The following is a 26,334-nucleotide window of genomic DNA, read 5'->3' as shown; positions in this document are numbered from 1 at the left end:
AAAGCCCCCGCTTTCGCAGAGGCTCTTAACCCAAATTTAAACTAACCCAACTTATTTTTACAGATTATTTTTTAATGCTAATGGGAGCAGGATTTAATTTCCTCAGGTATTCCCTTGTTTTAACCCCGCTCTCCTTCAGGTCGGATGCTGCCCAGTTCCCGTCAGATGCCGCTGATGTTTTAAGTACACTGCAGGTCTCATCCTTATCCGACACCGACCACGTAATCCAGCTCAGGCCGCGCGCTTCCATCCACTGGATCCAGCGCTCCCATTCTTCCACATTCAACGGCCCGTCGCCGGTGGCTTCCATCCCGGCACATTCGGATATGAATACCGGTAAGCCTTTATTAATTGCTTCATCGGTGCGGTCGCGCAATTCCTGTTTGTGCGTCGCGGCATAAAAATGTACGGTGTACATCAGGTTACCATAGCCTTTAATGGGGTCGGCGGCAGGCAGGTTAATGTCCTGGTCCCAATGCGGGCATCCAACGAGGATAATATTGTCCGGATCGTTTTTCCGGATCACTTTTATCACCGCTTCACTGTAGGCTTTCACATCGGCCCAGCTTTCCTCGTCCGGCTCATTAAATATCTCATAAATAACGTTCGGGTGCTTCCCGTAAGTTTTAGACATTTCATCAAAAAAAGCCTTTGCCTCCTTCAGGTTGATGTTGTGGCTGTGCCAGTCGATGATCACATAGATATCCTCCTGAATGGCGGCATCAACCACGGCTTTTATCTTTGCCTTGCTGTCAGCTGGGTTTTCTTTATAGGTCAGTCCCTTGCTGCCAATCTCGATACCCATGGCGGCACGTACTACATTCGCATGCCAGTCGTCTTTCAGCCACTTTACGGCGCCGGCATTATAAAATCTTGGCCAAAAGCTGTGCCACCCAAAGCTCATACCGCGCAGCATCACGTGCTTTCCGTCCTTATCTGTAAGCTGTGTGCCTTTCACGCTAAGCTGTCCATATTCTTTCACGCCCTGCCCGAAAGACAATGCCGTAAACAATACTACAGGCATGGCTTTTATTATATTCCTCATACTATTTTGTTTTAGTCAGCCTTAAGGCGATAACATCGTGGGCAGGCAGGTCGGCTTTAAAAGCCTTTTTGGTTGTTGCCGTTCCCTTGTCTTTTTTATCCCAAAGGTTTTTAATTTTATAGGTAGTAGCTTTAAACGAAGCAGCCAGCTTGTTGATATCGTCATAAATACTTTGTATAGACCAGTCGTAGTCAATCTTTTTTGCAGAAGTCGTACGGTTCAGGAACACAATAGCCCAGTCGCCGCCCTGCAATGGTTTTGCCCATATCTCCAGCCCGTCCTCCGCAATCGCCTTAAATCCCTGTATGCCCAGCTTGTCCTGGTTGACTGCGATGACTTCTTTGTTAGTCAACACTTCTGCAGTTTCCTTATTCATTGTTCTCAGGTCGTTGCCGGCAATAAGCGGAGCTGCAAGCATAGCCCACATGGTAAAATGTGCCCTGTCTTCGCCTGCAGTAAGCGCCCCGTTGCCAATCTCCAGCATGTCCGGGTCGTTCCAGTGGCCGGGCCCTGCGAAACGGCGAAGGCCATCCTGCTTATCTAATATCTGCATTACGCCGAATGCCTTCCAGGAGCCGTGGTCTTTAATACAGTCGAAGCAATTATAGATGTCGCCTGTAGTCCTCCACAGGTGCCCTACATTCTGGCCCCAGATCCAGGGCTCATCGGTGCCCCATTCGCAAATGCTCAATACTATTGGCCGGCCGGCATGCTTCAGCGCAGCGGTAATGGTTTTATAAGCGCCTTCTGCTTTCAGCCCTTCAGAGTTGCACCAGTCGTATTTCAGGTAGTCAATACCCCACGAAGCATAGGTCATCGCATCCTGAAATTCATACCCGCGGCTGCCCGGCCTTCCGCCACAGGTCTGGCTTCCGGCATCGCTGTAAATACCCAGCTTCAGTCCTTTACTGTGCACATAGTCGGCAAGGGCTTTCATCCCGTTCGGAAAACGTTTTGGGTCGGGATGGATGAATCCCTGCGCATCCCGGTCGCCATGCCAGCAGTCATCAATATTGATGTAGGTATACCCCGCATCCTTCATGCCGCTGCTCACCATGGCATCGGCCATTTGCTTTATCATGTCCTCATCTACATTGCAGGCAAATTTGTTCCAGCTGTTCCAGCCCATCGGCGGTGTCATGGCAAGGTCTTGGTACTTGGTGTAGTCCTGCACATAATTATTGCCCTGCGCTGTTGCGTAAAGGCTTGCCAGTGTAAAAATTGAACAGAGTATTTTTTTCATTGTTTAATGATCTTGGACAGGGTTTACTGCAACGTCTTACAATGTCTGGATTTTGTGCTTAAAAACATTCCCCGACTTTTCAATCAGGGAATGTACACAAAAACAACTTATATATGATGTTAATCAACAGTAAACCCGAAATTATCAAAGTAATAGTTATGCGATGCACCGGTAAATTCCTGGAATGTTATGTTCTGTAGTGCAGCAGGATTGCCAAGCTGTTCCCATGTATAGCGGTATTCTTTCCATTCGGTACCTGTATTCACTGCTTTGGACGCATCGCCCCAGCCGTTGCCGTTGATAATCGGTACAAGCTTGCCAGCATCATCAGAACGTACCCAGAAATGGATGCCGGTATATTGCGAAAGCTGGTCGTTCCATGCCCAGTTGCCTTGGATGTTGTCCCAGCCGGCAATGGTTTTCTTGATGAATTTTACCCCTTGGTATGCCTTTGCCGCATCAGTTACATAGGTGTGGTTGTTCCATGGCTCGATATCCCACGGAGCATAAAATGCATCATCGTAGATCGCAGTGCCCACGGCAGTTCCCCATTCCGACTCACCCGAAATGGTAGTTACCATCACTTTTTTAAGCTGCGAACCGGGAGGCAGTATTGCCACGATTTCGGTCAGTGTATTAGAAACCACCTCTGCCTGCACACCGCCAACGGTTACTACAGGATTAAGGAAGAACGAACCGTAGATCGTGATCTGCTCGCCATCGGCAGCATTTACCGGCTGGAAACTCCTTACGTTAGGTGCAGGCGGCGCTACCACAAAATGGTAAACAGCGGTGCCGTCACGGGTAACTACTTTCAGCTCGTCCGGAGCATTCTCATACGGCGTGTTCCTGTCAATGGTCACGAGTATCACATCATCCGTCACGAAAGTGGAGTTGAAATAGGTATCCGTTTCATTGAAATAGATCTTCTGTGTGCCGGTAAACCCTTTACCCCTGATGATGTACATATTATCGGCATAGCCTTTGTCTACCAGCGAATCGTTTTTGGCAAGGCTAACGCTCTCGATCACCGGCTGTCCGCCTCCTGCGCTGTCATCATTGCTGCATGCCGAAAATAAAGCGATCGTAAATACGGCAAGCAAACCCAACAGATGTTTAAAATTTAAATTTTTCATATCGTATTTTTTTAATTGAATTCATAAGGTACCGGGTCGGCCAGCAATAATGGGTTCTTGGCCACATCATTATCCGGGTAGTCCAGGTAAAAGTCAGACTCGTCTGGTGTAAAGTGCTCTTCCAGGAACATATTGCCCCTGTTTTGTGCGGCTATAATAGCGGTCGCCTGTGCCCTTGGTATCCTGCCCAGGTCAAACCAGAAATCGCCTTCAAAGCAAAGCTCGCGCCTTCTTTCCAGGAAGATATCATTAAAGGTAATGCTGGCAAGCGCAGGCTGGTTGGATCTTACCCTAACAGCATTGAACGAAGCAAGCGCCCCGGCATCCGATGTGCTGCTGCCACCGGCAAGCACTGCCTCGGCATGTATCAGCAACAGTTCGGCATAGCGCATGATGTAGGTGTTGTTCTCCATCATTGCCCAGTTGTCTACTGGCCCTGTGGCATTGCCGTTCACAATACCCTGGCAGTATTTTTTGATGGCAGCGCCCGCGCCCTGTCCGCCTATTTGGTCGGCAGCTGGTACGGTAAAGCCTACCTGTTCCGTGGTACCGTTCACAATAACTTTCATATTAGGGTAGCTGTCGCCGGGGAACATTATCGTTTCATGTTTCCTGATGTCACCGTCCTCATACAGGTCAAGCACATCCTGCGAAGGTGCGAATACACCGCCATACGAAGCGTTTGAAGTGGTAAGCGCAGCGGTGCTGATGCCGAACTGCGTGTTGCAGTTGCTTGCAGAACCGTAGTTACCGTCAGTTACCCACTGCAATGCAAATATCGACTCTTCATTATTGTTGTTCGGGTAGGTGAACAGGTCGCCAAAAGATTTGTTCGGAACCTGCGGCCCGCCAAGGAGCTTGAACTCATTGCTGTTGATCACCTCTTCGGCAAGCTGCCTTGCTTCGGCATATTCGCCCTGGTAGAGGTGCACTTTTGCAAGCATCGCTTTCGCAGAACCTTTCGATACGTGGCCGTTGTTGGCATAGTTCGAGGTCCTCACTTTTTCATACAGTTTTTCTATAGCTGTGTTGTAATCACTTTCAATAAGGGTATATACATCCTCGATCCTGTTGGTATTTATAGCCGGCCTGCTAACATAGTCAAGGTTGTTCTCGATAATAGGCACCGGACCCCAAAGCCTTACTAAATAAAAGTAAGCGGTAGCCCTCATAAAATAGGCCTCGCCGATAGTGTTTTGAAGCACTGCATCATCTACCCCCGGGCCCACACGGTCGGCAAGAAAATTAATGATGGCGTTGGCCTGTGCGATATTGGCCCAAAGCGACCTCCAGCCCTGGTTAAGCTCAGGGTCGCTTCCGTTAAGCGAGAAGTTGCGCATTGCGCTTACGTCGCTTGAACCCGAGTACATATTGCCCGATCCTACTTCGGCCACAGCAAAGAAGAATTTGTTATGGAACTGGAACCAGGTCCTGGAGTACATACCGTTGGTGGCTGACTCAACCTGTGCATTGGTGCTGTAATAAGTGTCGAGGCTTATGGCATCTTCCGGCGGCCTGTTGGTAAAATCCTCGGCACAGGAAGACAATAGTGTAAATACAATTGCTAAACGGAACAATTTGTATGTGTTGCGGAATCTATTCATTTTCTTTTTCTGTTTTTTAAAATTCTACATTTACTCCCAAAGACCACGTTCTCGGTGTCGGGTACCTTCCATTGTCAATTCCGGTAAGGAGCTGGTTTTGGTTAAAGGAACCTATCTCAGGGTCATAGCCACTGTATTTCGTAAAGGTGTGAAGGTTTTGTACCGTGCCGTATATCCTCAGCCTTGTCAGCTTTATTTTGCCGATGAGGTCGCTTGGCAGGTTGTAGCCCAGAGTTACGTTCTGTATCCTTGCATACGACCCGTCCTCTATATAGCGGCTGGATATCTGGTTGTTAGGGTTGCTCGTAGAGCCAATAGGCCTCGGGATACTGGTGTTAGTGTTGGTCGGTGTCCAGTAGTTGGCGGCATCCACAAGCGCATTCTGGTAAAGCTGCGCGTTCGATGTGCCGTTCCTGTACGTAAGGTTCATGATATCATTGCCCACAGACCCCTGCACGAATACCGAAAGGTCGAAATTCTTGTAAGTAAAGTTATTGGTAAAACCAAAGGTGAAATCTGGGTGTGGGTTACCAATGAAGGTTTTGTCATTAGCATCGATTACACCGTTGCCGTCAACGTCCTTATATTTCACGTCTCCCAGCGAAGTTTGCCCGGCCCCCGTACCAACGCTTTGCCCAAATTGCAGGGGAGCGTTGTCAAGTTGTTCCTGTGTAGTGAAAAGTCCTTCTGCCACATAGCCGTAGAACATTCCTATTGGATGATTCACTTCTGTATTGGTCGCCACCACAGGGATATACCCGTTTGTGTTTACTTCCTGCGTAAGCGGAAGCCCGTCCTGTATAGAAGTAAGCTTGTTCCTGTAGCGGGAAAACACTAAGGTAGAGTTCCAGCCGAAGTCGGTATTGCCCTTAGTAGTATAGGTAAGCGTTATGTCGATACCTTTGTTCTGCATCTCGCCAAGGTTGGATATTGGAGAGTCGATACCGCCATACTGCGCACCGCCACCTGTCAGGTAGTCCGGCAGCGGAACCTGGAACAGGAACCCGTCCGAGGTCTTTTTGTAAAAGTCAACGCTTGCGCCTATCCTCGAATCAAGCAGGGTAAAGTCGATACCAAAGTTGGTCTGCTGCATCGATTCCCAGGTAAGGTTCGGGTTGGGTATGTTGGCCACAAGGAACCCTGAGCCAAGCCCTGAGTTTTGCTGGTTAAGCAAAGCGGTATAGCGGTTGTTGGCTATCTGTTGGTTACCGGTCTCGCCATAGCCCAGCCTGAATTTGATATTGTCAATATACTTGCGGGTGCTTTCCATAAAGCTTTCATTCGACAATTTCCATGAACCCGATACCGCTGGGAAATATCCCCACTGGTTGTTGGTAGTAGGGTCGAATTTAGACGATTTATCAGCCCTGTAGGAAGCAGAAATGCCGTATTTATTGTCGAAATCATAGATAACACGGCCAAAGAACGAATAAAGCGCCGCACTGCCTTTATAGCTCGTTACTGTGTTTTGTGCCGGGTCGGCAAGGTTTAGCCCGTAAGGCGAGTTGCTCTGGAAACCTGTTCCATAAGCTGAAATGCCCGACCAGTGGCTGTCATTCGCTTCCTGTCCTGCCAGTACGGTAAACTTATGTTTTCCGATGGCTTTATCATACGTAAGCAAGTTCTTAAGGTTGACAGAGTACCAGTTTTGCCTCCTGTCAAAAAGGTCGGCGCTTTGGTTCACCTGTACGCCCCAGTTGTAAGAGGGAGTGAACTCAGTATTTTCGGAGAACTCGGTGTTCGCGCCCAGTTCTACCCTGTACTTAAGCCCTTTGATAATTTCAGCTTCGGCATAAAAGTTGCCTAAAAAGTTTTTCCTGATGAGCTTGTTGTCTTTAGAAAGCGCCTCAGCTACAGGGTTAAAGTAGGTTGAGTTCAGTGCGTTGTCCAAAGGCCCGGCGAACGACCCGTCCGGATTGCGTACCGGTATGTCCGGTGCCTGTAATAAGGTGTTGCTGATGATACCGCCGTAACTCTGGTTAATTGTAAGTATCTCGTTGGTAATACCTGTATTCATATTAGCGCCAACCCGTAGCCAGTCCTTTACTTTAGAGTCAATGTTCAGCCTCATGGTGTACCTTTTGTAGCCGGAGCCCAAAAGTGTTCCCTGCTGGTCAAGGAAACCGCCGGAAAGATAGTAGGAGGTAGATTCACTTCCGCCCGAGAAGGCGAGCTGGTGGCTTTGAGAAACAGCTGTCTGGTACACGGCATCCTGCCAGTCGGTACCGCTGCCCAATAGCTCAGGGTGTGCAAATTCCGGGCGAAGCTGGTCCGGTGCAGTGCCGAAAAGCAGCGACAGAGCGTTTTGGTGTGTAGCATACTGGCGCAGGTTCATTACATCAAGCTTTTTATAGATGCTTGCACTGGAAGTATAACCTTCATACGTCAGTTTTCCGGTGCCTTTCCTTCCCGATTTGGTCGTGATGATGATAACGCCATTGGCGCCCCTGGACCCGTAAATAGCTGTTGCCGATGCATCCTTAAGGATGTCTATCGACTGGATGTCGTTAGGATTTAGCATTGATAGCGGGCTAACGGCGTTGTTGCCTGAGCCGCCGCTCGATGAGAAATCGTTGCCCGATATAGGCCTTCCGCTCATGGACTTACCTGTAGCATCGCCCGAAACAGGCACACCGTCGATAACATAAAGCGGTTCGTTAGTTCCTGATATAGAAGTGGTACCGCGCACACGGATGGATACCGCGCTGCCCGGCTGTCCTGAGTTGTTGGTTACCGATACACCCGCTGCTTTTCCCTGTATCATCTGGTCTACAGTGGTTTGCTTCAGGTTCTCGATGTCCTTGGAGCGGATAGACGAAACAGCGCTGTTTACGTCGTCTTTTTTCTGCGTACCGTAGCCTATTACTACTACTTCGTCCAGTTGCTGTGTGTTCTCAGCAAGGGTAATGTTGATTTCCTTCCTGCCGTTCACCTTGATTTCCTGTGTTGCAAAGCCTATAAAGCTATACACAAGTACACCATCAGCAGGGACATCGATAGAATATTGCCCGTCAACATTTGTAGCCACCCCGGCGCCGGTGCCTTTAACGGTTACATTTACCCCCGGTATGGTCATGCCGTTGCCGTCTGACACCACGCCTGTTACTGTGTTTTGGGCCTGGAGGGTGCCCGCACAGCATAACAGGATGAGGTAGGCCAGGTTCCTGCCCCCGGTGCACCATTTAATAAGATCATGTAGTAGAGTATTACCCATAGTAATTTGTGTTTGGTTAGTTACTAAATCTTAAAATAAATAACAAATTCTTTTTGCTATCAATAATTTTAAGGATGGATTATTGATAAAAACAAATTTATGGGACTTGTTAAGCGTTTGTTAATATTATTTTATCATTTAATGATAATATTTTCTCTAACGATTGCGTAAATGTAATAGTATAAGGTATAGTTAAAAACAGAATTTAATTTAAAACATTGATAATCAATAATTAATGTTTTTAGTGTTCTGTACTTATATGGGAAATGCCACCTGTATTTTTTAGTCAGTTGGTGGCTATAAAAAGCGTTTCATACCGTAGAATTCTTCGCGGTACTGGCTTGGTGTAGTATTTTTTATGCTTTTGAAAATGCGGTTGAAATTGGCAATGTTATTAAAGCCCGACTTGAATGCTATCTCCGAAATGCTCAGGTCTTTTTCCACCAGCCAGCGTGCCGCATAACCCACACGGATGTCGTTGAGGTAGTTAACGAAAGTTTTCCCTGTGCGCTTCTTTATAAAGCGGTTGAACGATACCGCGCTCATGTTGGCCGTATCGGAAACATCATCGAGCGTGATCTTGTTCGAAAAGTTTTTCTGAACATATTCATACACCAGCTTCATCTTGTCGTCGTCTTCAAAAGTGTCATAATCAACAGTGAAGGTAGAAAGCAATCGCTGGTTGCGGGAGTTGGCCATGTCGTGCAGTATCGAAATGATCTCCAGGAAATAATCCATGCCATCCAGTTTCGATATCTGTATCAGCCGGTCGGCAAGCTCTTTCCCCGTTTTTTTAGAAAAGAGGATGCCGTGGTTGGCGCGGTTGAACATATCCTTTATCGGCATCATGATCCTGCGTTGCAGCAGCGAGTCGGAAAAGAGGTCGTTGTGGAATTGTATGGTGATCTCGTGTATTTTTTTGTTTTTGCATTTGTGCAGTTCCCAACCGTGATACAGGTTGGGGCCTACCAATACTAATTCCACATCGTCGATTTCCTCGATATGGTCGCCCACAATGCGTTTCACCCCTTTGCCATTCAGTATAAAGTTGATCTCGAACTCCTCATGGTAATGGATAGGGAAGTCGAAAGTGTCTTTAGTGCGGTCAAAAACAAGGAAACTGTCGCCTTTGGTCAGCGGCGGGATCTCGCGGTGGAATTTGCGGTTGTCCATATTTGGAAATTTTGATGCAATTATATGATATAAATTTGATAAAATAATATTAACTTAAATTTATGACTCAAATTATCTTTGGCATTATCAAAAAACTGTCCTGAAAATTACACGGTTCTGAATTATAGAATTAATTATTTGAGAATTTCATAATACTATCCGGCTAACCCTGAAGCAGATGCAAAACCCGATGCGAAACATATTTATCCTTTTACCAACCTTTTTACTGGCAATTTCCTGCAAAAGTGTTTCCCAGACGGCAGCTTTGCTCCCTGTTCCTGTCGATAAAAAGGCAACAAAAGAAACTATTGCATTATACAAAAACCTTTTCAGCCTGAAAGAAAAAGGGTATATGTTCGGCCACCAGGATGCATTGGCTTATGGTGTGGAGTGGAAATACGAAGAAGGCAGGAGTGATATCAAAGATGTAACGGGCGACTACCCTGCGGTATACGGTTGGGACTTAGGCCGCATTGAGGATAAGTCAGACAAAGACCTCGATGGTGTCCCTTTTAACAGGATGCGCGAATTCATGAAGCAGGTGTACGACCGGGGCGGCGTGAATACCGTTAGCTGGCATGTGAACAACCCGTTGAGCGGCAAGGATGCCTGGGACAATGCTCCCGGCACCGTGGCTTCGATACTTCCCGGAGGTTCCCAACACGAAAAATATAAAAGCTGGATGGACAACGCCGCCGAATTCCTGCTGTCTTTAAAAGGCAGCGATGGCAAAGCGATCCCGATATTGTACCGTCCCTACCACGAGTTTACGGGCGACTGGTTTTGGTGGTGCAAAAATACGACTACACCAGAGCAGTTTAAGGAATTGTGGAAATTTACCGTGACGTATTTCCAGAGCAAAGGTGTGCACAACCTCATTTATGTGTACAATACTTCGAATGAAAATGTGGCTACCGAAGCCGACTTTATGGCATATTATCCAGGTGACGAGTGGGTTGATATGGTGAGCTTCGATGTATACCAGGGCGGTGAGGGCGAAAAGCGCGAAAAATTCCTGAAAGAGACAAAAAATATTGTGGGCATAATGGATAAAGTAGCCCGCGAACACAACAAGCTGTGTGCCATTGCCGAGACAGGCTACGAAGCCATACCGGATGCCAAATGGTGGACAGGCACACTGGCAGAAGCTATAGGGGATTACAAAATATCCTATGTGCTGGTGTGGCGCAACCACGGTTGGAACGAGTGGATGAAGCCACCGCGCATGCACTACTATGCGCCTTACAAAGGGCAGGTTTCCGCAAAGGATTTTACAGATTTTTATAAAAAAGATAATACATTGTTCCAAAGCGATGTAACTAAAGAAAAATTATACCGATAGGTGTATAAGCCAATAAACAGATGACATTAACAGCCATTGACCTCACAATAATCGCCCTGTATTTTATAATGATGATCATTATAGGGATCGTCATGAAAAACCGCGCCAAGCGCAGCAAAGACAGCTACCTGATGGGAGGCAAAAAGCTCCCTTGGTATATGCTGGGCCTAAGCGATGCCAGCGATATGTTCGATATTAGCGGTACGATGCTGCTCGTGAGCATGGCCTTCCTGTATGGCTTCAAGAGCGTATGGATCCCCTGGATGTGGCCGGTCTTCAACCAGGTATTCCTCATGGTGTTCCTGAGTAAATGGCTCAGGCGCAGCAACGCAACAACAGGGGCCGAGTGGCTGGGTACACGCTTTGGCCTTACGGATAAAGGCGTTCGGCAAAGCCATGCCATAGTGGTGGTTTTCGCACTCATGCTGTGCATTGGCTATATGGCCTATGCCTTTGTGGGTGTGGGAGAGTTCCTTGAAATATTCATCCCGTATGAAACCATTAAGGAAGTAGTGCCATTCCTTGACCAGCACCTTATTGCAGGCGCACCGGATTATGCCACCGAATTATACGAAGCCAAAAATATCACCGCACAGTTTTATGGCGTGAGCATTTGCCTTGTGGCGACTTTCTACAGTATCGTGGGCGGTATGCACGGAATTGTACTGGCCGATTTTATTAAATACATGATCATGATCGTATGCTCCATTTTCGTGGGAACGATAGCTATGATCCACCTTGCGGACTCCGGAATCGTATTTACAGACAAAATGCCGATAGGCTGGGACAGTCCGCTATTCGGGGCAGAGCTTGGCCTTGACTGGCAAAACATTTTGGCGGATGCCCAGGTGAAGCTGGAAAAGGACGGTTATAAACTATTCTCGGCTGTGGTAGGCATGATGTTCTTTTCGGGCGTGTTGAAAAGCCTTGCCGGGCCTGCGCCTAATTACGATTGTCAGAAGATATTAAGTACTAAATCGCCGGAAGAAGCCAGCAAGATGAGCGGTTTCATCTCCATCATTTTATTGCCGATACGCTACTTTATGACCATGGGATTGTGCATCCTAGGCGTGCTGTACTTTAAAGACCTTGCACTTAGCCAGACGGCAGACGGAGTAAATTTTGAAAGCATCATGCCCGCGGTTATCAGCAAATACCTCCCGGTTGGGTTGGTAGGGCTGGTGCTTGCCGGGTTCCTAGGTGCTTTTATGAGCAACTTCTCGGGTACGCTCAACGCAGGCCAGGCCTATATAGTGAACGACATTTACTTAAAATATATAAAGCCGGAAGCCGAAAGGAAGCAGGTAATCACCATGAGTTACCTTTCGGGAACGGTAATGGTAGTGCTGGGGGTTGGCCTTGGGCTGCTCATCAGGGATGTGAATATGATATTCAATATAATTACAGCGGGGTTGTATGGCGGGTTTGTTTGTGCCAATGTACTAAAATGGTATTGGTGGCGCTTCAATGCCAATGGCTACTTCTGGGGGATGTTTGCCGGTATCATTGCCAGCGCTATTCCACCGGCACTATCGGTAAGCGGCATTACAACCTACTTTGACGGCACCCGCATGCTGTACTATTTCCCGGTTTTCATCGTAATACAGCTCATTGCCTGCATCATCGGCTCCTATGCCGCGCCGCCAACAAACGAAGAAACGCTTAAAGAATTCTACAAGACCGTAAGGCCGTGGGGCTTCTGGAAACCGGTACGCATGAAGATACAAGCATCGGAAGACCCGGGCATACAAAAGAACAGGAATTTCGGCATCAACATGGCTAATGTCGCTATGGGCATCGCGGGCCAGATATTGCTCACGCTGCTGCCAATGTACTTTATCCTGTCGAAGTGGACAGGCTTTGGCATCGTACTGGCACTTTTGGCAGTGATATTCATAACGATGAAGAGCACGTGGTGGAACAGGCTGAAAGATTTTTAATGAAGAAATTATACGAAGGGATACAAGCTATATGGTCAAAGCCTTGTGTACTTTAAAGATGAGCCAGGCATTAGTGCCCTTTGTGAAAAATCTTTGTGCCCTTGTGGTAAAAAAATATAATACAAATTAAAGAATATATTGAAATGGGTAATGACATGGTTACTGACAGGCTGGTAAAAATACCTAACTATGATGCGCTTGCAAAAGCCCACCAACAGCTTATTGAACAAAAAAACACCCCGGTGGCTGAAACCAACGGCATCTATACACGCTATAAAAACCCCGTGATAACGGCTGCCCATACCCCGATAGAATGGCGGTATGACCTGAATGCGGCAACCAACCCGCACGGTATGGAGCGTATCGGCATCAACGCGGCGTTCAATGCGGGCGCAATGAAGTGGGACGATAAGTATGTGATGGCGGTAAGGGTAGAAGGCGTGGACAGGAAATCGTTCTTTGCCATTGCCGAAAGCCCTAATGGTATAGATAATTTCCGTTTTTGGGATAAGCCATGTGTGATACCGCAGTTGGATGATGCGGATACCAATGTGTATGACATGCGCCTGATAGCCCACGAGGACGGCTGGATATACGGCATCTTCTGTACCGAAAGAAAAGACCCGAATGCCCCTGCAGGCGATACCAGTGCGGCGGTTGCGAATGCGGGCATCGTGCGTACCAAAGACCTAATTAACTGGGAGCGCCTTCCCGACCTGGTGTCGAATACCGGGCAGCAGCGTAATGTGGTGCTGCACCCTGAATTTGTAGATGGAAAATACGCTTTATACACCCGTCCGCAGGATGGTTTTATCGATGTGGGAAGCGGTGGCGGCATCGGCCTTGGCTTTATAGACGATATGGCCAACCCTGTGGTGCAGGACGAGAAGATCATTTTTGGCAAAGTGTACCATACTATATATGAGTTGAAGAACGGCCTTGGCCCGGCGCCGATAAAAACGGATAAAGGCTGGCTGCATATGGCGCATGGCGTTCGCAATACCGCGGCAGGGCTTCGTTATACCTCTTATGTTTTCATGACCGACTTAAATGATATTGGAAAGGTGACCCACGTACCGGCAGGCTACTTCATGGCGCCTGAAAATGAGGAAAGGGTAGGCGATGTATCGAATGTGTTGTTCTGCAATGGCTGGATCGCTGATGAAGATGGTACGGTGTACATTTACTACGCATCGTCAGATACCCGTATGCATGTAGCGGTTTCTACCATCGATAAGCTGGTGGACTATGCGATGAACACCCCGGAAGATACCTTTACCTCGGCAGGTTCGGTAGCCACCATCATCAAAATGGTAGATAACAATAGCAAATTCCTGTAATGGAAAAACTGAAGCAGGAAATGCAAGATGAGCTGCTGTCCATACTCAATTACTGGACAGAGAACACCGTTGACGAAACCAACGGCGGGTTCATCGGCACCATCGATTTTTCTGAAAATAAAGATTACACTGCCGACAAAGGCTCCGTACTGAACGCGCGGATATTGTGGGCGTTCTCGGCAGCCTACCCAGTAACTAAAAATGAAAAGCACCTGCAATTAGCCCAACGTGCCTACGATTATATCGCCAGACATTTTTATGACAAGGAGCACGGCGGTATTTTTTGGAGTGTCGATCATCAGGGCAACCATAAAGATACGAAGAACCAAATCTATGCACTGGCATTTACCGTTTACGGGCTATCGGAATATTATGCTGTCAGTCAAAATGAGGAAGCATTGGCCTTGGCCAAAAAACTTTACGAACAAATAGAAAAACATAGCTATGACCCGGTTTACAAAGGCTATTTGGAAGCCTTTACCCGCGACTGGCACCCCATTGACGACCTTCGACTTAGCGATAAGGATGCCAATGAAAAGAAGACCATGAACACTCATCTGCACATTGTAGAGGGATATGCAAATCTTTACAAAGTGTGGCCCGATAAGGAATTAAAGAATAAGATCGCAGAATTACTGCATACCATCAATAAGCATTTCATCAATGAAACAACTGGGCATCTACGCCTGTTCTTCAGTGAAGACTGGATAGAGAAACCGGATGTCATTTCCTATGGTCACGATATTGAGGCGGCCTGGCTGCTGCAATGGTGCGCCGAAGTGATCCAGGACGAAAGCCTTATCAATGCATATAAAACACACGCGGTGCAAATGGCTGATGCCACCTTTGAAGGGCTGGATAAAGATGGCGGGCTTTGGTACGAATACGACCCGCAGGAAGAAAGGCTTATCGCTGAAAAGCACTGGTGGCCGCAAAGCGAACTGTGGATAGGCATGGTAAACGCATGGCAGATAACCGGTGATGTGAAATACCTGAAAGCTGTTGAAAAGAACTGGCAATTTGTACAGCAATACATTTTAGATAAAAAGAACGGCGAATGGATATGGGGCATCAACGCCGATTATTCCAAAATTGAAAAGGATAAAGCCGGTTTTTGGAAATGCCCGTACCACAACTCGAGGGCATGCATGGAGTTGATAGGCAGGTTGTGATTACCTTACGGTAAAGTTTAAAGATAATTCACATGCCGCTCCTCCGGAGCTCATTATTGTTCTCGTTATTAATTTCTATAAACATATCACCCCTCCGGGGTTTGAGTGTGAGTCCCGGAGGGACGGCATATTTATAGCAAATCATTACCTACCCACATATAAGCTCCGGAGGAGCGGCATATTAAATATATAGAATCATGAAAAAAAATATTCTCACCGCAGCATTAGCACTTATAGTATTCGCCATCACATCCTGCTCTAAAGACGACCGCTATTCAGGCATGAGCGATGACGGCCCAATAAACGAACAACCGGATGTTCTTACTCCTGAAAATGCCCGCTCTTACATGGTGGATGCCAGTGCTACCGCCGAGACCGTAGCTTTGTTCTATAACCTGAAGAAGCTTTCGAAAACAAAATACCTGATAGGGCAGCAGGATGCCTTTGCATCGTTCTATAACAATGCAGGCGGCGATTCAGATATAAAGAAGGCGACCGGCAGCGATCCGGCACTGTTGGGCTCCGACTTCATGTTCATTACCGATGACCAGAATGACGGTACACCAGCCAACTGGTTTTACCAGCAGGAGCAAATGATCATCAACAACGTAAAAGAGGCCTATAACAAAGGTATGGTTAACATTTTTAGCTGGCACCTTCGCGAACCTTTTGAAGGTGAAACCTTTTATACAAGCGATATGACCGACCAGCAGAAGCAGGAAGCTTTTGCAAGCATATTGCCCGGCGGTGTAAACCATGACTATTACAAAGCAAAGCTCGATAAAGTAGCCAGTGTGCTGAATAACCTAAAGGATAACAACAACAAACTGATCCCGGTGATCTTCCGTCCGTTCCACGAATTTGACGGCAACTGGTTCTGGTGGGGTACGGCCTATTGTACGCCTGCACAGTACCAACAGGCCTGGCAGTTCACCGTGGAATACCTTCGTGATACAAAAAACGTGCATAATGTGCTTTATGCCTTTGCACCCGATAACAGCTACACAACATCTAACAATTACCTGAGCCGCTACCCTGGCGATGATTATATTGATATACTGGGTATGGACAATTATGGCGACTTCGCTAACGGAAGCAGCACCGGCGTAACTACTGCCAACAACAAGCTCAAAATGTTATCCGACCTTGCAAGAGAGAAGGTAAAGATCGCTGCCCTGACCGAAACAGGTTTCAGGGTAACATCGGGCACGAGCCCGATCACAGGGTTCTTTACAAATAATATTTATACAGCTATGACCTCCAACAATGTGGAGTTGGCTTTCGTGATGTTCTGGAACAACGACCAGTCCGGCTACTATGTTCCCCCGGCTGGGCAAAGCAATACGCAGGACTTTGTACAATTTGCCAACAAAGCGGAATCGGTACTGCAGAATACGGTGCCGGATATGTATACGCTCCCTTAATTATTTCGGATTGAACTGCACTCATACCGGCGCAAATTACCACTTGAGCGGTGCATCCTGGATCCTCTCTCCTTGGGAGAGTCCAGATAGCTATCGGGAGGAGGTGAGAACATTTAAAATTAATAACATGAACAAAATTTCGAAAATATTCCTATTTTTTATCCTGCCATTTACATTTTCCTGCGCCGCCCAACAGCCCCGCATTACAGTAAAAGGCACGCAGTTCTACAAAGGCGATAAAACCTATCATTACATCGGTACTAATTACTGGTATGGCGCCCTGCTTGCCGCGAAAGAGGGCGGGGACCGCAGGCGACTTGGCGAAGAACTCGACTTGCTGAAGTCCAAAGGCATTGACAACCTGCGTATACTCGTGGGTGCCGAAGCCGGTACGCAGGACTTTACCGTAACCCCTGCCTTACAGCCGCATCAGGGTGTATATGACGACAACCTGCTCGACGGGCTGGATTATCTTATCAATGAAATGAACAAACGCGGTATGTACGCAGTGCTGTACCTGAACAACAACTGGGAATGGAGCGGCGGTATGGCGCAGTACCTGGAGTGGAATGGCTACGGCAAGCTCCCAAACCCGAATATTAAGCCCAACACCTGGCCGCAGTTCATGGAATACACCAAGCAGTTCCACAAGTGCGAACCGTGCATAAAGGCATTCAACGATCACATAAAGTTCATACTGGGGCGCACAAATGCCTATTCAAATAAAAAATATATCGACGATACTACCATCATGGCGTGGCAGGTGGCTAATGAGCCGCGCGTATTTACCGCAGATAATGAAGCCGCGTTCACCCAATGGCTCAATGGTGTGGTGGACCTTATCGACAGCCTGGACAAAAACCACCTGATCTGTACAGGGAGCGAGGGCAAGGCGGGCTCGGCAGATGATATAGCCATATATGAGCGTACCCATAACAACCCGAAGATCGACTACCTGACCATGCACATCTGGCCTAAGAATTGGAGCTGGTACGACCATACGAGATCTGCCGAAACACTACAGCCAGCCATTACCAAAACCATTGCTTACATTGATGAGCATATTGCGGTAGCAAAAAGGCTTAACAAGCCCATTGTTCTGGAAGAGTTCGGCCTGCCAAGGGAAGGAGAGAGCCTTGACAGAACATCATCAGTTTCGGCACGGGATACATTTTACAAAGCTATTTTCGAAAGGCTTGTTCTTAGCATAAAAAACAAGGAAGCCTTTGCGGCGCTCAACTTCTGGGGCTTTGGCGGAAGCGGAAAAAACAACCCCGCTAACGGTAAATGGGCAAAGGGCGACGACTTTACGGCCGACCCTCCGCAGGAACCCCAGGGGCTCAACTCGGTATTCAGTACTGATGCATCAACACTGGATATGGTAAAGAAATACAATAAAAAGATCAAGTAAATAGACGGGGAACGTTCTTATTTATTGCGGAATAAGTATATTTGAGCCATTAAACCAAATTTACATGAAAAAAATCACAACTCTGGTAGTAGCGCTTCTATTTACGATGGGCATCCAGGCACAGGAAGTAAACTTTAAAGTAGGTTACAAGCCAAACAGTACGTACACACAGACGGTAACCCAAAAAACGCAGGTTGGCATAACCTATGAAGGGGCTGATGAGCCTATGGAGCAGGAATCGGGAAATACCATTATAACCAAAACAACAGTAGGCAAGCTGGCTAATAACGAAATGCCTATCGTTATGGAGATTTCTATGGAGGCAGGCCAGCAAGGTGCCGACCAGATGAACGGTGCAAAAATATATGGCAAGGCCAAACCGGGAGCAATGCCAACATTTGATAAGATCGAGGCTCCGGGCATGCAGGACCAGTTAAAAGATATGATTATGGGCATGATGCAAAAAGGCCTTTCGCAAATATTTATGCCGGAGAGAAAGGTAAAAGTAGGCGAGAGCTTTGTACAGGAAACGCCAATGGATATCCCTCTTGGGCCTGTAACGATGAAGATGAAAGATATCGCTACTTTTAAACTTAAGAAAGTTGAAGGACGCAAAGCCTTTTTTGATGTAAACCACGTAATGACAATGGAAGCCAATATCGAAGGCCAGGACATGAAAGGCTCAGGAACAGGCTCAGGCGTTATGATATACGACATGGATCAGAATTATCCTACCAGCAACGATGCAACCGTAAATATGGATATGGCATTTGAAGCACAGGGAATGCAGATGAAAATCAAGACCAAGAACGATACCAAAACATCTACAGTGATTACAGCAAACAAATAATTGCTGAATACAATACCAAAAGAGAGCCGTAAGGCTCTTTTTTTGTTTCAGGATGTACCTGTTTTGTATATTTACTACACAATAAAGATCTATTATGGCAGGTACCAATTGCTACTGCGGCTCAGGCCTTGAATTTTCCGACTGCTGCGAAACGTATATTTCAGGCAAAAATAATGCTCCTACAGCAGAGGCACTTATGCGGTCGCGGTACTCTGCGTATGCGCTTCATAACGCGGACTACTTATGGGAAACTACAGCGCCAAAAATAAGGAAATACCATAGCAAAAGTGCCATCCTGCAATGGGCGAAAGCCAATCACTGGGTAAAGCTGGAAGTCATCAGCGCATCAGGCAGCACAGTCGAATTTAAAGCATATTATCTGGATGAAAGGCTGCAGGCGCAGGTACACCATGAAATGTCGGCTTTTGTAAATGATGGAGGGCGATGGTATTATTTTGACGGCGAATATTAGCTTTCGGTTGTCGTTCAGTTATTTTACAAGTCATCTTTTATGCTTGGTTTTGATTTGGAACAATCAGCTGAAGTGACAAATCAACCTTTGTAAGGCCGAATCCTAGTGTTTAGTGTTCTGTCAAGAAAGTTGGTATCATGATCATGTTTTTTATTTTACAGCTTTTTCAAACACAAAATAAAAAATATCTTCTTCTATGGCTAATTCCCAATAAAGCAATCCCTCTTTTAGCATAACAGGGACTCTGTCAACAGCACTATTTTCGGCCTGTATGTAAGTTATTCCGCCTTCCTCTACAATTGCATAATTTCCTGAATAGTCTTCCGGCCCTAATCTGAAAGAAAGAAACCGGTTTTCAAAAAATGTAACATTTGTAGTCCTGAAATAAGGTAAACTTTCTTTAAGAAGCACCTCACGTTCACTTTTTGCGATTTGCAGGCCGTCCTTCTGCCAGTCTTCAGAAACGGTTATTGTCCCTGTTTTGAAATCCATCTTATCGCCTGAGATAGTCAACGAAATAATATTCCATTTACCCAAAAGGTCTTTTTCGGTAATCTTTTGGGCATTCGCTGCAAATACAAAAAGAAAGGCCAGTACTGTAAAGAGTTTATTTTCCATAAATTGATAACTGGATCAAAAGTATAAAAATAGTTGCGGATGCCCTTTAGCGTGTAACAAAATTCTGTTACCTTCATCTAATACATAATAATCAATTAAATTAAACAATCCGATGACAGCACACGAAATTGACTACCGCATATATGGTGAAGAAATGCAATATGTAGAGATTGAGCTCGATCCGCAGGAAGCCGTAGTGGCCGAAGCAGGCAGCTTTATGATGATGGATAGCGGTATACAGATGGAAACCATCTTTGGCGATGGCTCCAACCAGAATGAAGGTATCATGGGCAAGCTTTTCTCCGCAGGGAAAAGGCTCCTTACAGGAGAGAGCCTGTTCATGACCGTATTCCTTAACCAGAATAATGGCAAGCGTAAGGTAAGCTTTGCATCGCCCTACCCGGGCAAGATTATCCCTATCGACCTGACGCAGTACAAAGGGCGATTCATTTGCCAGAAGGATGCTTTTTGTGCGCGGCTAAAGGGGTTACGGTAGGCATCGAATTTTCGAAAAAGCTGGGCAGGGGATTGTTTGGCGGTGAAGGCTTTATTATGCAGAAGCTCGAAGGCGACGGCCTGGCTTTTGTGCATGCGGGCGGTACACTGGCACAAAAAGAGCTTGGCCCCGGAGAAGTGCTCAGGGTAGATACGGGATGCATCGTGGGCTTTTCTCAGACCGTTAATTATGATATCGAATTCATCGGTGGTATAAAGAATACTTTTTTTGGCGGCGAAGGGCTGTTCTATGCAACGCTCACAGGTCCGGGTACCGTATTCATCCAGTCGCTTCCGTTCAGCAGGCTCGCAGGCAGGATATATGCCTCGGCGCCACAGGGCGGCGGGCAGCAAAGAGGTGAGGGCAGCATTTTGGGCGGTCTCGGCAACCTGCTGGATGGCGATAACAGGTTTTAATTATTATAGAAAGGGCGATTGCAATATATCGCTCTTTTTTATTGTCCAAAAAATATTACGATCTCCTTTGCGTGAATCAAATGTAGCAGGAATCTCAATTCTATAATTTTTCAGGCGGCGGGCAATCTGAAATCTACCCTCTGAAATCTGAAATAATTCAACTTTCAGAACTTTCAAAATATTTGAAAGACAATTAACAGTTGTTCATGTTATTGTTGGGCTGTAATGCGTAATTTTGATAGTATAAAACTATTTTTATGGCTACGAAAAAAAATATAATTATCGGAAAGTCAGGAATTATTAGTAAATATTCTGATTATTGCCTGATGCACGGCAAGCGCCCTGATTCGGTTTACAAATTTGCCAAAGAAAACGGCTTTGATGAGTCGCACTTTTACCAATATTTTACCTCATTTGAGATATTAGAGCACCACTATTTTTTAGAGATGTTTACCCATACCCTGGAGATCCTTCAAAAATCTCCTGCTTATGAAGAATACTCAGGGACCGAAAAGATCTCTGCATTTTACTTTACGTTTTTCGAGCTTGCAACCGCCAACAGGAGCTTTATCATTTTCATACTTGAAGAAGGAGGCCGCCGCCTTCGCAACCTTGTAAAGCTGAAAGAGCTCCGCAAGGCATTTACTGCCTATGCTGAAACGGTACTTGAAAAGCCTTTTGATACGATGAATCATCAGCGCGCAGGTAAAATACAGGATACCGCTTTGCGCGAAGCTGCGTGGCTGCAATTGCTGTCGATATTTAAATTCTGGATGCAGGATAGTTCACCGGGGTTTGAGAAGACCGATATATTTATCGAGAAGTCGGTTAAGGCCTCGGCCGACCTGGTGTACAATTCGCCATTGCAAAGCCTTTTTGACCTCGGCAAATTCATCTGGAAAGAAAAATTCACTGCATAATGAAACGACTGGATTCTATCCCCACCAATAAAATTGAGAGGGTTACCAAGCTGGTTAGCACCGGAGTGAAGGTAGGGGGAAATTACCTGAAATATTACGGTAAGAAAATGGTGAACCCCGACCTAACCAAAGAAGAACTGCACCTGGATAATGCCTCTGATATTTATGACGGCCTTAAAGAACTGAAAGGCAGCGCGCTCAAAGTGGCGCAGATGCTGAGTATGGAAAAGAACCTGCTGCCGCAATCGTATACGGATAAATTTTCGCTGAGTCAGTTTTCGGTACCGCCGCTTTCAGCACCATTGGTAAGGAAAACATTTAAAAAATACTTTGGGGTATACCCTGAAGAGATGTTTGATGAATTTTCTGCCGACTCTGTAAATGCCGCAAGCATCGGGCAGGTACACAGGGCAAAGAAGGACGGTAAGGAACTCGCTGTGAAAATACAGTATCCGGGTGTCAGGGAAAGCATCGGCACCGATATTGCTATCGTTAAGCCCATAGCCATCCGCATGTTCAACCTTCAGGGCACTTCAGACGAATACTTCGATGAAATCGAAGGCAAGCTGATGGAGGAGACCGATTATGCTCTTGAAATGGAGCAGAGTGAATTTGTAAGGCAGGCATGCAGCGGCATCCCCAACCTTAAATTCCCGCAATACTACCATGAATATTCGTGCGAGAAGATCATAACCATGGACTGGATGGAGGGTATACACCTTTCTGAATTCATAAAATCCAATCCGTCACAGGAGCAAAGGAATAAGATAGGGCAGACACTGTTCGATTTTTACATGTTCCAGATCCACAAGCTGCGGTATTTCCATGCCGACCCGCACCCCGGAAATTTCCTTGTGGACGAAGCCGGCAGCCTTATTGCGATCGACTTCGGCTGCATGAAAAAAATACCCGACAGTTTTTACGAGCCGTATTTTGAACTTGTAAAACCCGAGAGCCTTGCCAATGAGAGTATTTATATTGAAAAAATGTATGAGCTCGAAATGCTCAGGCTAACCGATTCGCCTGCGGATGTTGCCTTTTTCTCAGAACTGTTCCACGAATTGCTGTTGGTATTCACCCGCCCGCTGCAGCATAAGGAGTTCGATTTTTCCGATCCCGCCTTCATGGACGATGTTGCCCGCCTCAGCCAGCAGCTTGCTAATGATAAAGCACTCCGAAAAATGAACGGTAACCGTGGCTCAAGGCACTTTATTTACATCAACCGCACCTTCTTCGGCCTGTATAATTTGTTGTCTGACCTGAAAGTCAAAATTCGGATCAATGATTTTGAGAGTTATGTTTAATCAGATGTAATTACGTTACCAGACCCCAAAGATTTTCAAAATCTTTGGGGTCTTTTTTGTCGTATTTGCCATTCTGACGAAGGAAGAATCTCTTCGTAATTCATAGGAGATTCTTCACTCCGCAGGCTCCGTTCAGAATGACAGTGCCCGGTCTCCGTTTTCATTCGACCGCCAGTTCCCCCCTTTGGGGGTCAGGGGGCTTTTAAACATTAGTTAAACCCCGCTCTTTCTGCAAAGTTTTTCTTATTTTTGAAAGCTATAATACTTATGGAAGAAGAAAAAGTAATACTGGTAAACGAGAACGACGAGCAGATAGGCCTGATGCCGAAAATGGAGGCTCATGAAAAAGCGGTACTGCACCGGGCGTTCTCTGTTTTTGTGCTCAACGACAAGAATGAGATCATGCTCCAGCAACGTGCGGCGCAAAAATACCATTCGCCATTGTTATGGACCAATACCACCTGCAGCCACCAGCGCGAAGGCGAGAGCAACATCGGGGCCGGTACCCGCAGGCTGCGCGAGGAGATGGGTTTTACCACTGAGCTAAAGGAACTTTTCTCTTTCATTTACAAAGCGCCATTTGATAACGGCCTTACCGAGCACGAACTCGACCATGTGATGATTGGCTACTATAACGATGCCCCGCAAATCAACAGGGAGGAAGCCGAAAGCTGGAAATGGATGGGCATTGATGCCGTAAAGGAAGACATGCAGGTCCATCCGGAGCAGTATACCGTATGGTTCAGGATCATTTTTGATGAGTTTTATCATTATCTGGAAGAACACAAGATATAGTTGTCAGTTGTTGGTTGCCGGTTGTCGGTAGCTCTACAGTACTGACATGCATAAGATTATTATTAATATAGTTGCCGGTTGCCGGCACTTCCAACTACCAACAACTGACAACCAATGAAAGTCACCGTTAGCCGAAATGCCCATTTCAATGCCGCACACCGCCTGTACCGAAAGGATTGGGACGATGCGCAGAACGAGGCTGTTTTCGGGAAATGCAACAACCACAACTTCCACGGGCACAACTATGAGCTTACCGTGAGCGTTACAGGCGAGATCGACCCGCAGACCGGTTATGTGATGGATATGAAAATACTGAAGGATATTATTGCTGATGAGGTGGAAACGCCTTTCGACCATAAGAACCTCAACCTTGATGTGCCAGAGTTTGCCGACCTGAATCCCACCGCCGAGAACATTGCAGTGGTGATATGGAACAGGATAAGGAAGCGCATCGAACCTGCTATGGCACTGGAAGTGGTGCTGTATGAAACCCCAAGAAATTTTGTAACCTATAAAGGAGAATAATATGAGCATGGAAATGTATCCATTGATTTTTGAACCGATACTGAAAGACAGGATTTGGGGCGGTACCAAGCTGGAAACCGACCTTGGAAAAACCAACCTGCCTACAAAAACCACCGGCGAAAGCTGGGAGCTTTCTGCGGTTAATGGCGACGTTAGCGTTGTGAAAGATGGCGCTTATGCCGGAAAGCCGCTTACAGAATTATTGGAGAAGTACCCCGCGGAAATATTAGGGACTAAAGTGCATGAGCAATTTGGTACACAGTTTCCGCTGCTCTTCAAATTCCTCGATGCGAGGGAAGACCTTTCCATCCAGGTACACCCAAATGATGAGCTGGCCAAAAAACGCCACAACTCCTTCGGGAAAACCGAAATGTGGTATGTGATGCAGGCCGATGAGGGTTCGCGCATCATTGTTGGCTTTAAGCACAAATCCAATCCGGAGGAATACCTGAAGCATTTAGAAGATAAGAACCTTATCGAAATACTGAATGAGGTGCCCGCCGAAAAAGGGCAAACCTTCTTTCTGGAAACAGGGACGATACATGCCATAGGAGCAGGGATCGTAATCGCAGAGATACAGCAGACAAGCGACATTACCTACCGTATTTACGATTGGGACAGGGTAGATGCCAATGGCAAAGGACGCGAGCTCCACGTTGACCTCGCGCTGGATGCCATGAATTATAATACAACCGACACCCAAAAGAACTACACACAGGAGCCGAACCAAAGCAATGTGATGGTAGACTGCCCTTATTTTACCACAAGCTACCTTCCGCTGGATGGCAGTGCCGGCAAGAGCGGCAACGGTGAGAGCTTTACGGTATATATCTGTACCGATGGGGCATTTTCGGTAGAACTCGATGGGAAAAAATACGACTTCAAAAAAGGCGATACCGTGCTTATTCCTGCAGCAATGCAATCCTATCTCTTAAATGGGAAGGCCACTCTTTTGGAAATAAGTATTTCTTAACAGGATTTAGAACAGAATAATGTAATTTTGCAGCAGAACAATAAAGAAAAATAGAAATGGCAAACGTTAGAAATTTAAAGAAAGATATCAATTACGTATTGGGAGACATTATTGAGGCAGTATACCTTACCGAGCTTTCAGCAGGTGGAAGGCCGACTGAAAAATCGGAAGCTATTATAGATGAGGCAATTGTTGCTTTTGACAGCCTGATCAAGAAAGTAAATGCTAAAAAGGTGGAAAATAAAAAATCATACTTTAAGCAAATCAACAAAGAATTGGAAGAAACTGCCGGTCAGCTTGTTGCGAAGATCAACGCGCTGTAAGCAAAAAAATCAATAAAAAAGTGTGGATTTTATTTTGGAAATTTGATTTCCACTATTATATTTGCACCCGTATTGAGATGCCGGTGTAGCTCAGCTGGCTAGAGCAGCTGATTTGTAATCAGCAGGTCGTGGGTTCGAGTCCCTCTATCGGCTCAATAAAAAAAACCGCTTCAGGAATGAGGCGGTTTTTTGGTTTTTATTATACCTGGTATTGTCATTTGATCCTTGTATAAGTACATTCTACGATCTTGTAGCGGTATGGGCTTGTTCTTATGTTCTGATAATTCAATACGCTACAAAAGATAGTAAGCTTATCGCCATTGATGATATATCTGCATCTTTCGGAATCTGGTGAATGGCCTTCTAAGTGATATTCAAATAGTATATATGAGATACCATTCACTGTGGTTGTACTGTATTTTGTAAATGATCTGCCTGTGGTTCGCCTTGGCTGCCCAATTTCGCCAAGTTCCAAGACCCCATCACCCCTGAATTCAATTGTTTTATTTGGTGATCGGGCTTCCGACCATTTTCCTGCCAGTTCTTGCGAAAAAGAGATCACAGGCAGGAATACCAGCAGTAGTAATACCCTTTTCAT

General features: G+C 46.3%; 22 protein-coding genes, 1 tRNA gene and 1 pseudogene. 16 read left to right on the top strand and 8 right to left on the bottom strand.

Annotation, left to right across the window (positions count from 1 at the left end):
- Positions 1-64: 64 nt before the first annotated feature.
- The 6 genes from HYN59_RS00930 to HYN59_RS00905 all read right to left on the bottom strand — a co-directional run bounded on the left by HYN59_RS00930 (position 65) and on the right by HYN59_RS00905 (position 9,415).
- Positions 65-1,045 (bottom strand): glycoside hydrolase family 5 protein, encoded by a 981-nt coding sequence (locus HYN59_RS00930; protein WP_108776479.1) that lies wholly within the window; start codon positions 1,043-1,045, stop codon positions 65-67.
- A gap of 1 nt (position 1,046) precedes the next feature.
- Positions 1,047-2,288: a glycoside hydrolase family 27 protein gene (locus HYN59_RS00925; protein ID WP_108776478.1), complete on the bottom strand. Its 1,242-nt coding sequence runs from the start codon at positions 2,286-2,288 to the stop codon at positions 1,047-1,049.
- 119 nt (positions 2,289-2,407) lie between these two features.
- Positions 2,408-3,424, bottom strand: a complete 1,017-nt coding sequence (locus HYN59_RS00920) for an IPT/TIG domain-containing protein (RefSeq protein ID WP_108776477.1) — start codon at positions 3,422-3,424, stop codon at positions 2,408-2,410.
- An 11-nt stretch (positions 3,425-3,435) separates the two neighbouring features.
- Entirely contained in the window at positions 3,436-5,028 is a 1,593-nt protein-coding gene (locus HYN59_RS00915; protein WP_108776476.1) for a RagB/SusD family nutrient uptake outer membrane protein, read from the bottom strand.
- 16 nt (positions 5,029-5,044) lie between these two features.
- Entirely contained in the window at positions 5,045-8,242 is a 3,198-nt protein-coding gene (locus HYN59_RS00910; protein WP_108776475.1) for a SusC/RagA family TonB-linked outer membrane protein, read from the bottom strand.
- 297 nt (positions 8,243-8,539) lie between these two features.
- A complete protein-coding gene (locus tag HYN59_RS00905; RefSeq protein ID WP_108776474.1) occupies positions 8,540-9,415 on the bottom strand; it encodes a helix-turn-helix domain-containing protein in 876 nt (291 codons plus the stop codon).
- A 190-nt stretch (positions 9,416-9,605) separates the two neighbouring features.
- Here HYN59_RS00905 and HYN59_RS00900 point away from each other — a divergent pair, with 190 nt between their 5' ends.
- From HYN59_RS00900 to HYN59_RS00865, 8 genes are all read left to right on the top strand, one after another.
- Entirely contained in the window at positions 9,606-10,757 is a 1,152-nt protein-coding gene (locus HYN59_RS00900; RefSeq protein WP_108779603.1) for a glycoside hydrolase family 26 protein, read from the top strand.
- Positions 10,758-10,777: 20 nt separating this feature from the next.
- On the top strand, positions 10,778-12,697 hold the full coding sequence (locus HYN59_RS00895; protein WP_108776473.1) for a sodium:solute symporter family protein: 1,920 nt from the start codon (positions 10,778-10,780) through the stop codon (positions 12,695-12,697).
- 143 nt (positions 12,698-12,840) lie between these two features.
- Positions 12,841-14,037, top strand: coding sequence for a glycoside hydrolase family 130 protein (locus tag HYN59_RS00890; protein WP_181369484.1), 1,197 nt, complete (start codon positions 12,841-12,843; stop codon positions 14,035-14,037).
- Positions 14,037-15,209, top strand: a complete 1,173-nt coding sequence (locus HYN59_RS00885; RefSeq protein ID WP_108776472.1) for an AGE family epimerase/isomerase — start codon at positions 14,037-14,039, stop codon at positions 15,207-15,209. The genes HYN59_RS00890 and HYN59_RS00885 overlap by 1 nt, the downstream gene beginning before the upstream one ends.
- A gap of 197 nt (positions 15,210-15,406) precedes the next feature.
- The gene (locus HYN59_RS00880) at positions 15,407-16,633 is read left to right on the top strand and encodes a glycoside hydrolase family 26 protein (RefSeq protein WP_108776471.1); all 1,227 of its coding nucleotides are present in this window, start codon (positions 15,407-15,409) and stop codon (positions 16,631-16,633) included.
- 127 nt (positions 16,634-16,760) lie between these two features.
- A complete protein-coding gene (locus HYN59_RS00875; protein ID WP_108776470.1) occupies positions 16,761-18,044 on the top strand; it encodes a glycoside hydrolase 5 family protein in 1,284 nt (427 codons plus the stop codon).
- A 64-nt stretch (positions 18,045-18,108) separates the two neighbouring features.
- Positions 18,109-18,894, top strand: a complete 786-nt coding sequence (locus HYN59_RS00870; RefSeq protein ID WP_108776469.1) for a hypothetical protein — start codon at positions 18,109-18,111, stop codon at positions 18,892-18,894.
- A 94-nt stretch (positions 18,895-18,988) separates the two neighbouring features.
- Entirely contained in the window at positions 18,989-19,366 is a 378-nt protein-coding gene (locus tag HYN59_RS00865; RefSeq protein ID WP_108776468.1) for a YchJ family protein, read from the top strand.
- Between the two features lie 150 nt (positions 19,367-19,516).
- Here the strand turns inward: HYN59_RS00865 and HYN59_RS00860 are convergent, their stop codons facing one another.
- Positions 19,517-19,984 (bottom strand): hypothetical protein, encoded by a 468-nt coding sequence (locus HYN59_RS00860; protein ID WP_108776467.1) that lies wholly within the window; start codon positions 19,982-19,984, stop codon positions 19,517-19,519.
- Between the two features lie 112 nt (positions 19,985-20,096).
- Between HYN59_RS00860 and HYN59_RS00855 the strand changes: the two are divergent.
- The 8 genes and pseudogenes from HYN59_RS00855 to HYN59_RS00820 all read left to right on the top strand — a co-directional run.
- Positions 20,097-20,713: pseudogene (locus HYN59_RS00855) on the top strand (AIM24 family protein); the annotation flags it as partial.
- A 440-nt stretch (positions 20,714-21,153) separates the two neighbouring features.
- Positions 21,154-21,816 carry a TetR family transcriptional regulator C-terminal domain-containing protein gene (locus tag HYN59_RS00850; protein WP_108776466.1) on the top strand — a complete coding sequence of 221 codons (663 nt, stop codon included), beginning with the start codon at positions 21,154-21,156 and terminating at the stop codon, positions 21,814-21,816.
- Entirely contained in the window at positions 21,816-23,120 is a 1,305-nt protein-coding gene (locus tag HYN59_RS00845) for an ABC1 kinase family protein (protein ID WP_108776465.1), read from the top strand. Before HYN59_RS00850 ends, HYN59_RS00845 begins: the two co-directional genes overlap by 1 nt.
- A gap of 267 nt (positions 23,121-23,387) precedes the next feature.
- Complete coding sequence (gene idi / locus HYN59_RS00840; RefSeq protein WP_108776464.1) at positions 23,388-23,915, top strand: isopentenyl-diphosphate Delta-isomerase; 528 nt, start codon at positions 23,388-23,390, stop codon at positions 23,913-23,915.
- Positions 23,916-24,029: 114 nt separating this feature from the next.
- Positions 24,030-24,440, top strand: a complete 411-nt coding sequence (locus tag HYN59_RS00835; protein WP_108776463.1) for a 6-pyruvoyl trahydropterin synthase family protein — start codon at positions 24,030-24,032, stop codon at positions 24,438-24,440.
- 1 nt (position 24,441) lies between these two features.
- Entirely contained in the window at positions 24,442-25,413 is a 972-nt protein-coding gene (locus HYN59_RS00830) for a type I phosphomannose isomerase catalytic subunit (protein WP_108776462.1), read from the top strand.
- A 56-nt stretch (positions 25,414-25,469) separates the two neighbouring features.
- Positions 25,470-25,736: a hypothetical protein gene (locus HYN59_RS00825; protein WP_108776461.1), complete on the top strand. Its 267-nt coding sequence runs from the start codon at positions 25,470-25,472 to the stop codon at positions 25,734-25,736.
- A gap of 79 nt (positions 25,737-25,815) precedes the next feature.
- A tRNA-Thr gene (locus HYN59_RS00820) sits at positions 25,816-25,889 on the top strand.
- Positions 25,890-25,950: 61 nt separating this feature from the next.
- Here the strand turns inward: HYN59_RS00820 and HYN59_RS00815 are convergent.
- Positions 25,951-26,334, bottom strand: a complete 384-nt coding sequence (locus HYN59_RS00815) for a hypothetical protein (RefSeq protein ID WP_108776460.1) — start codon at positions 26,332-26,334, stop codon at positions 25,951-25,953.

The organism is Flavobacterium album (assembly GCF_003096035.1).
GTDB lineage: Bacteria > Bacteroidota > Bacteroidia > Flavobacteriales > Flavobacteriaceae > Flavobacterium > Flavobacterium album.
The sequence above is the reverse complement of the archived record's forward strand: the minus strand, read 5'-3'. Positions and strand labels throughout refer to the sequence as shown.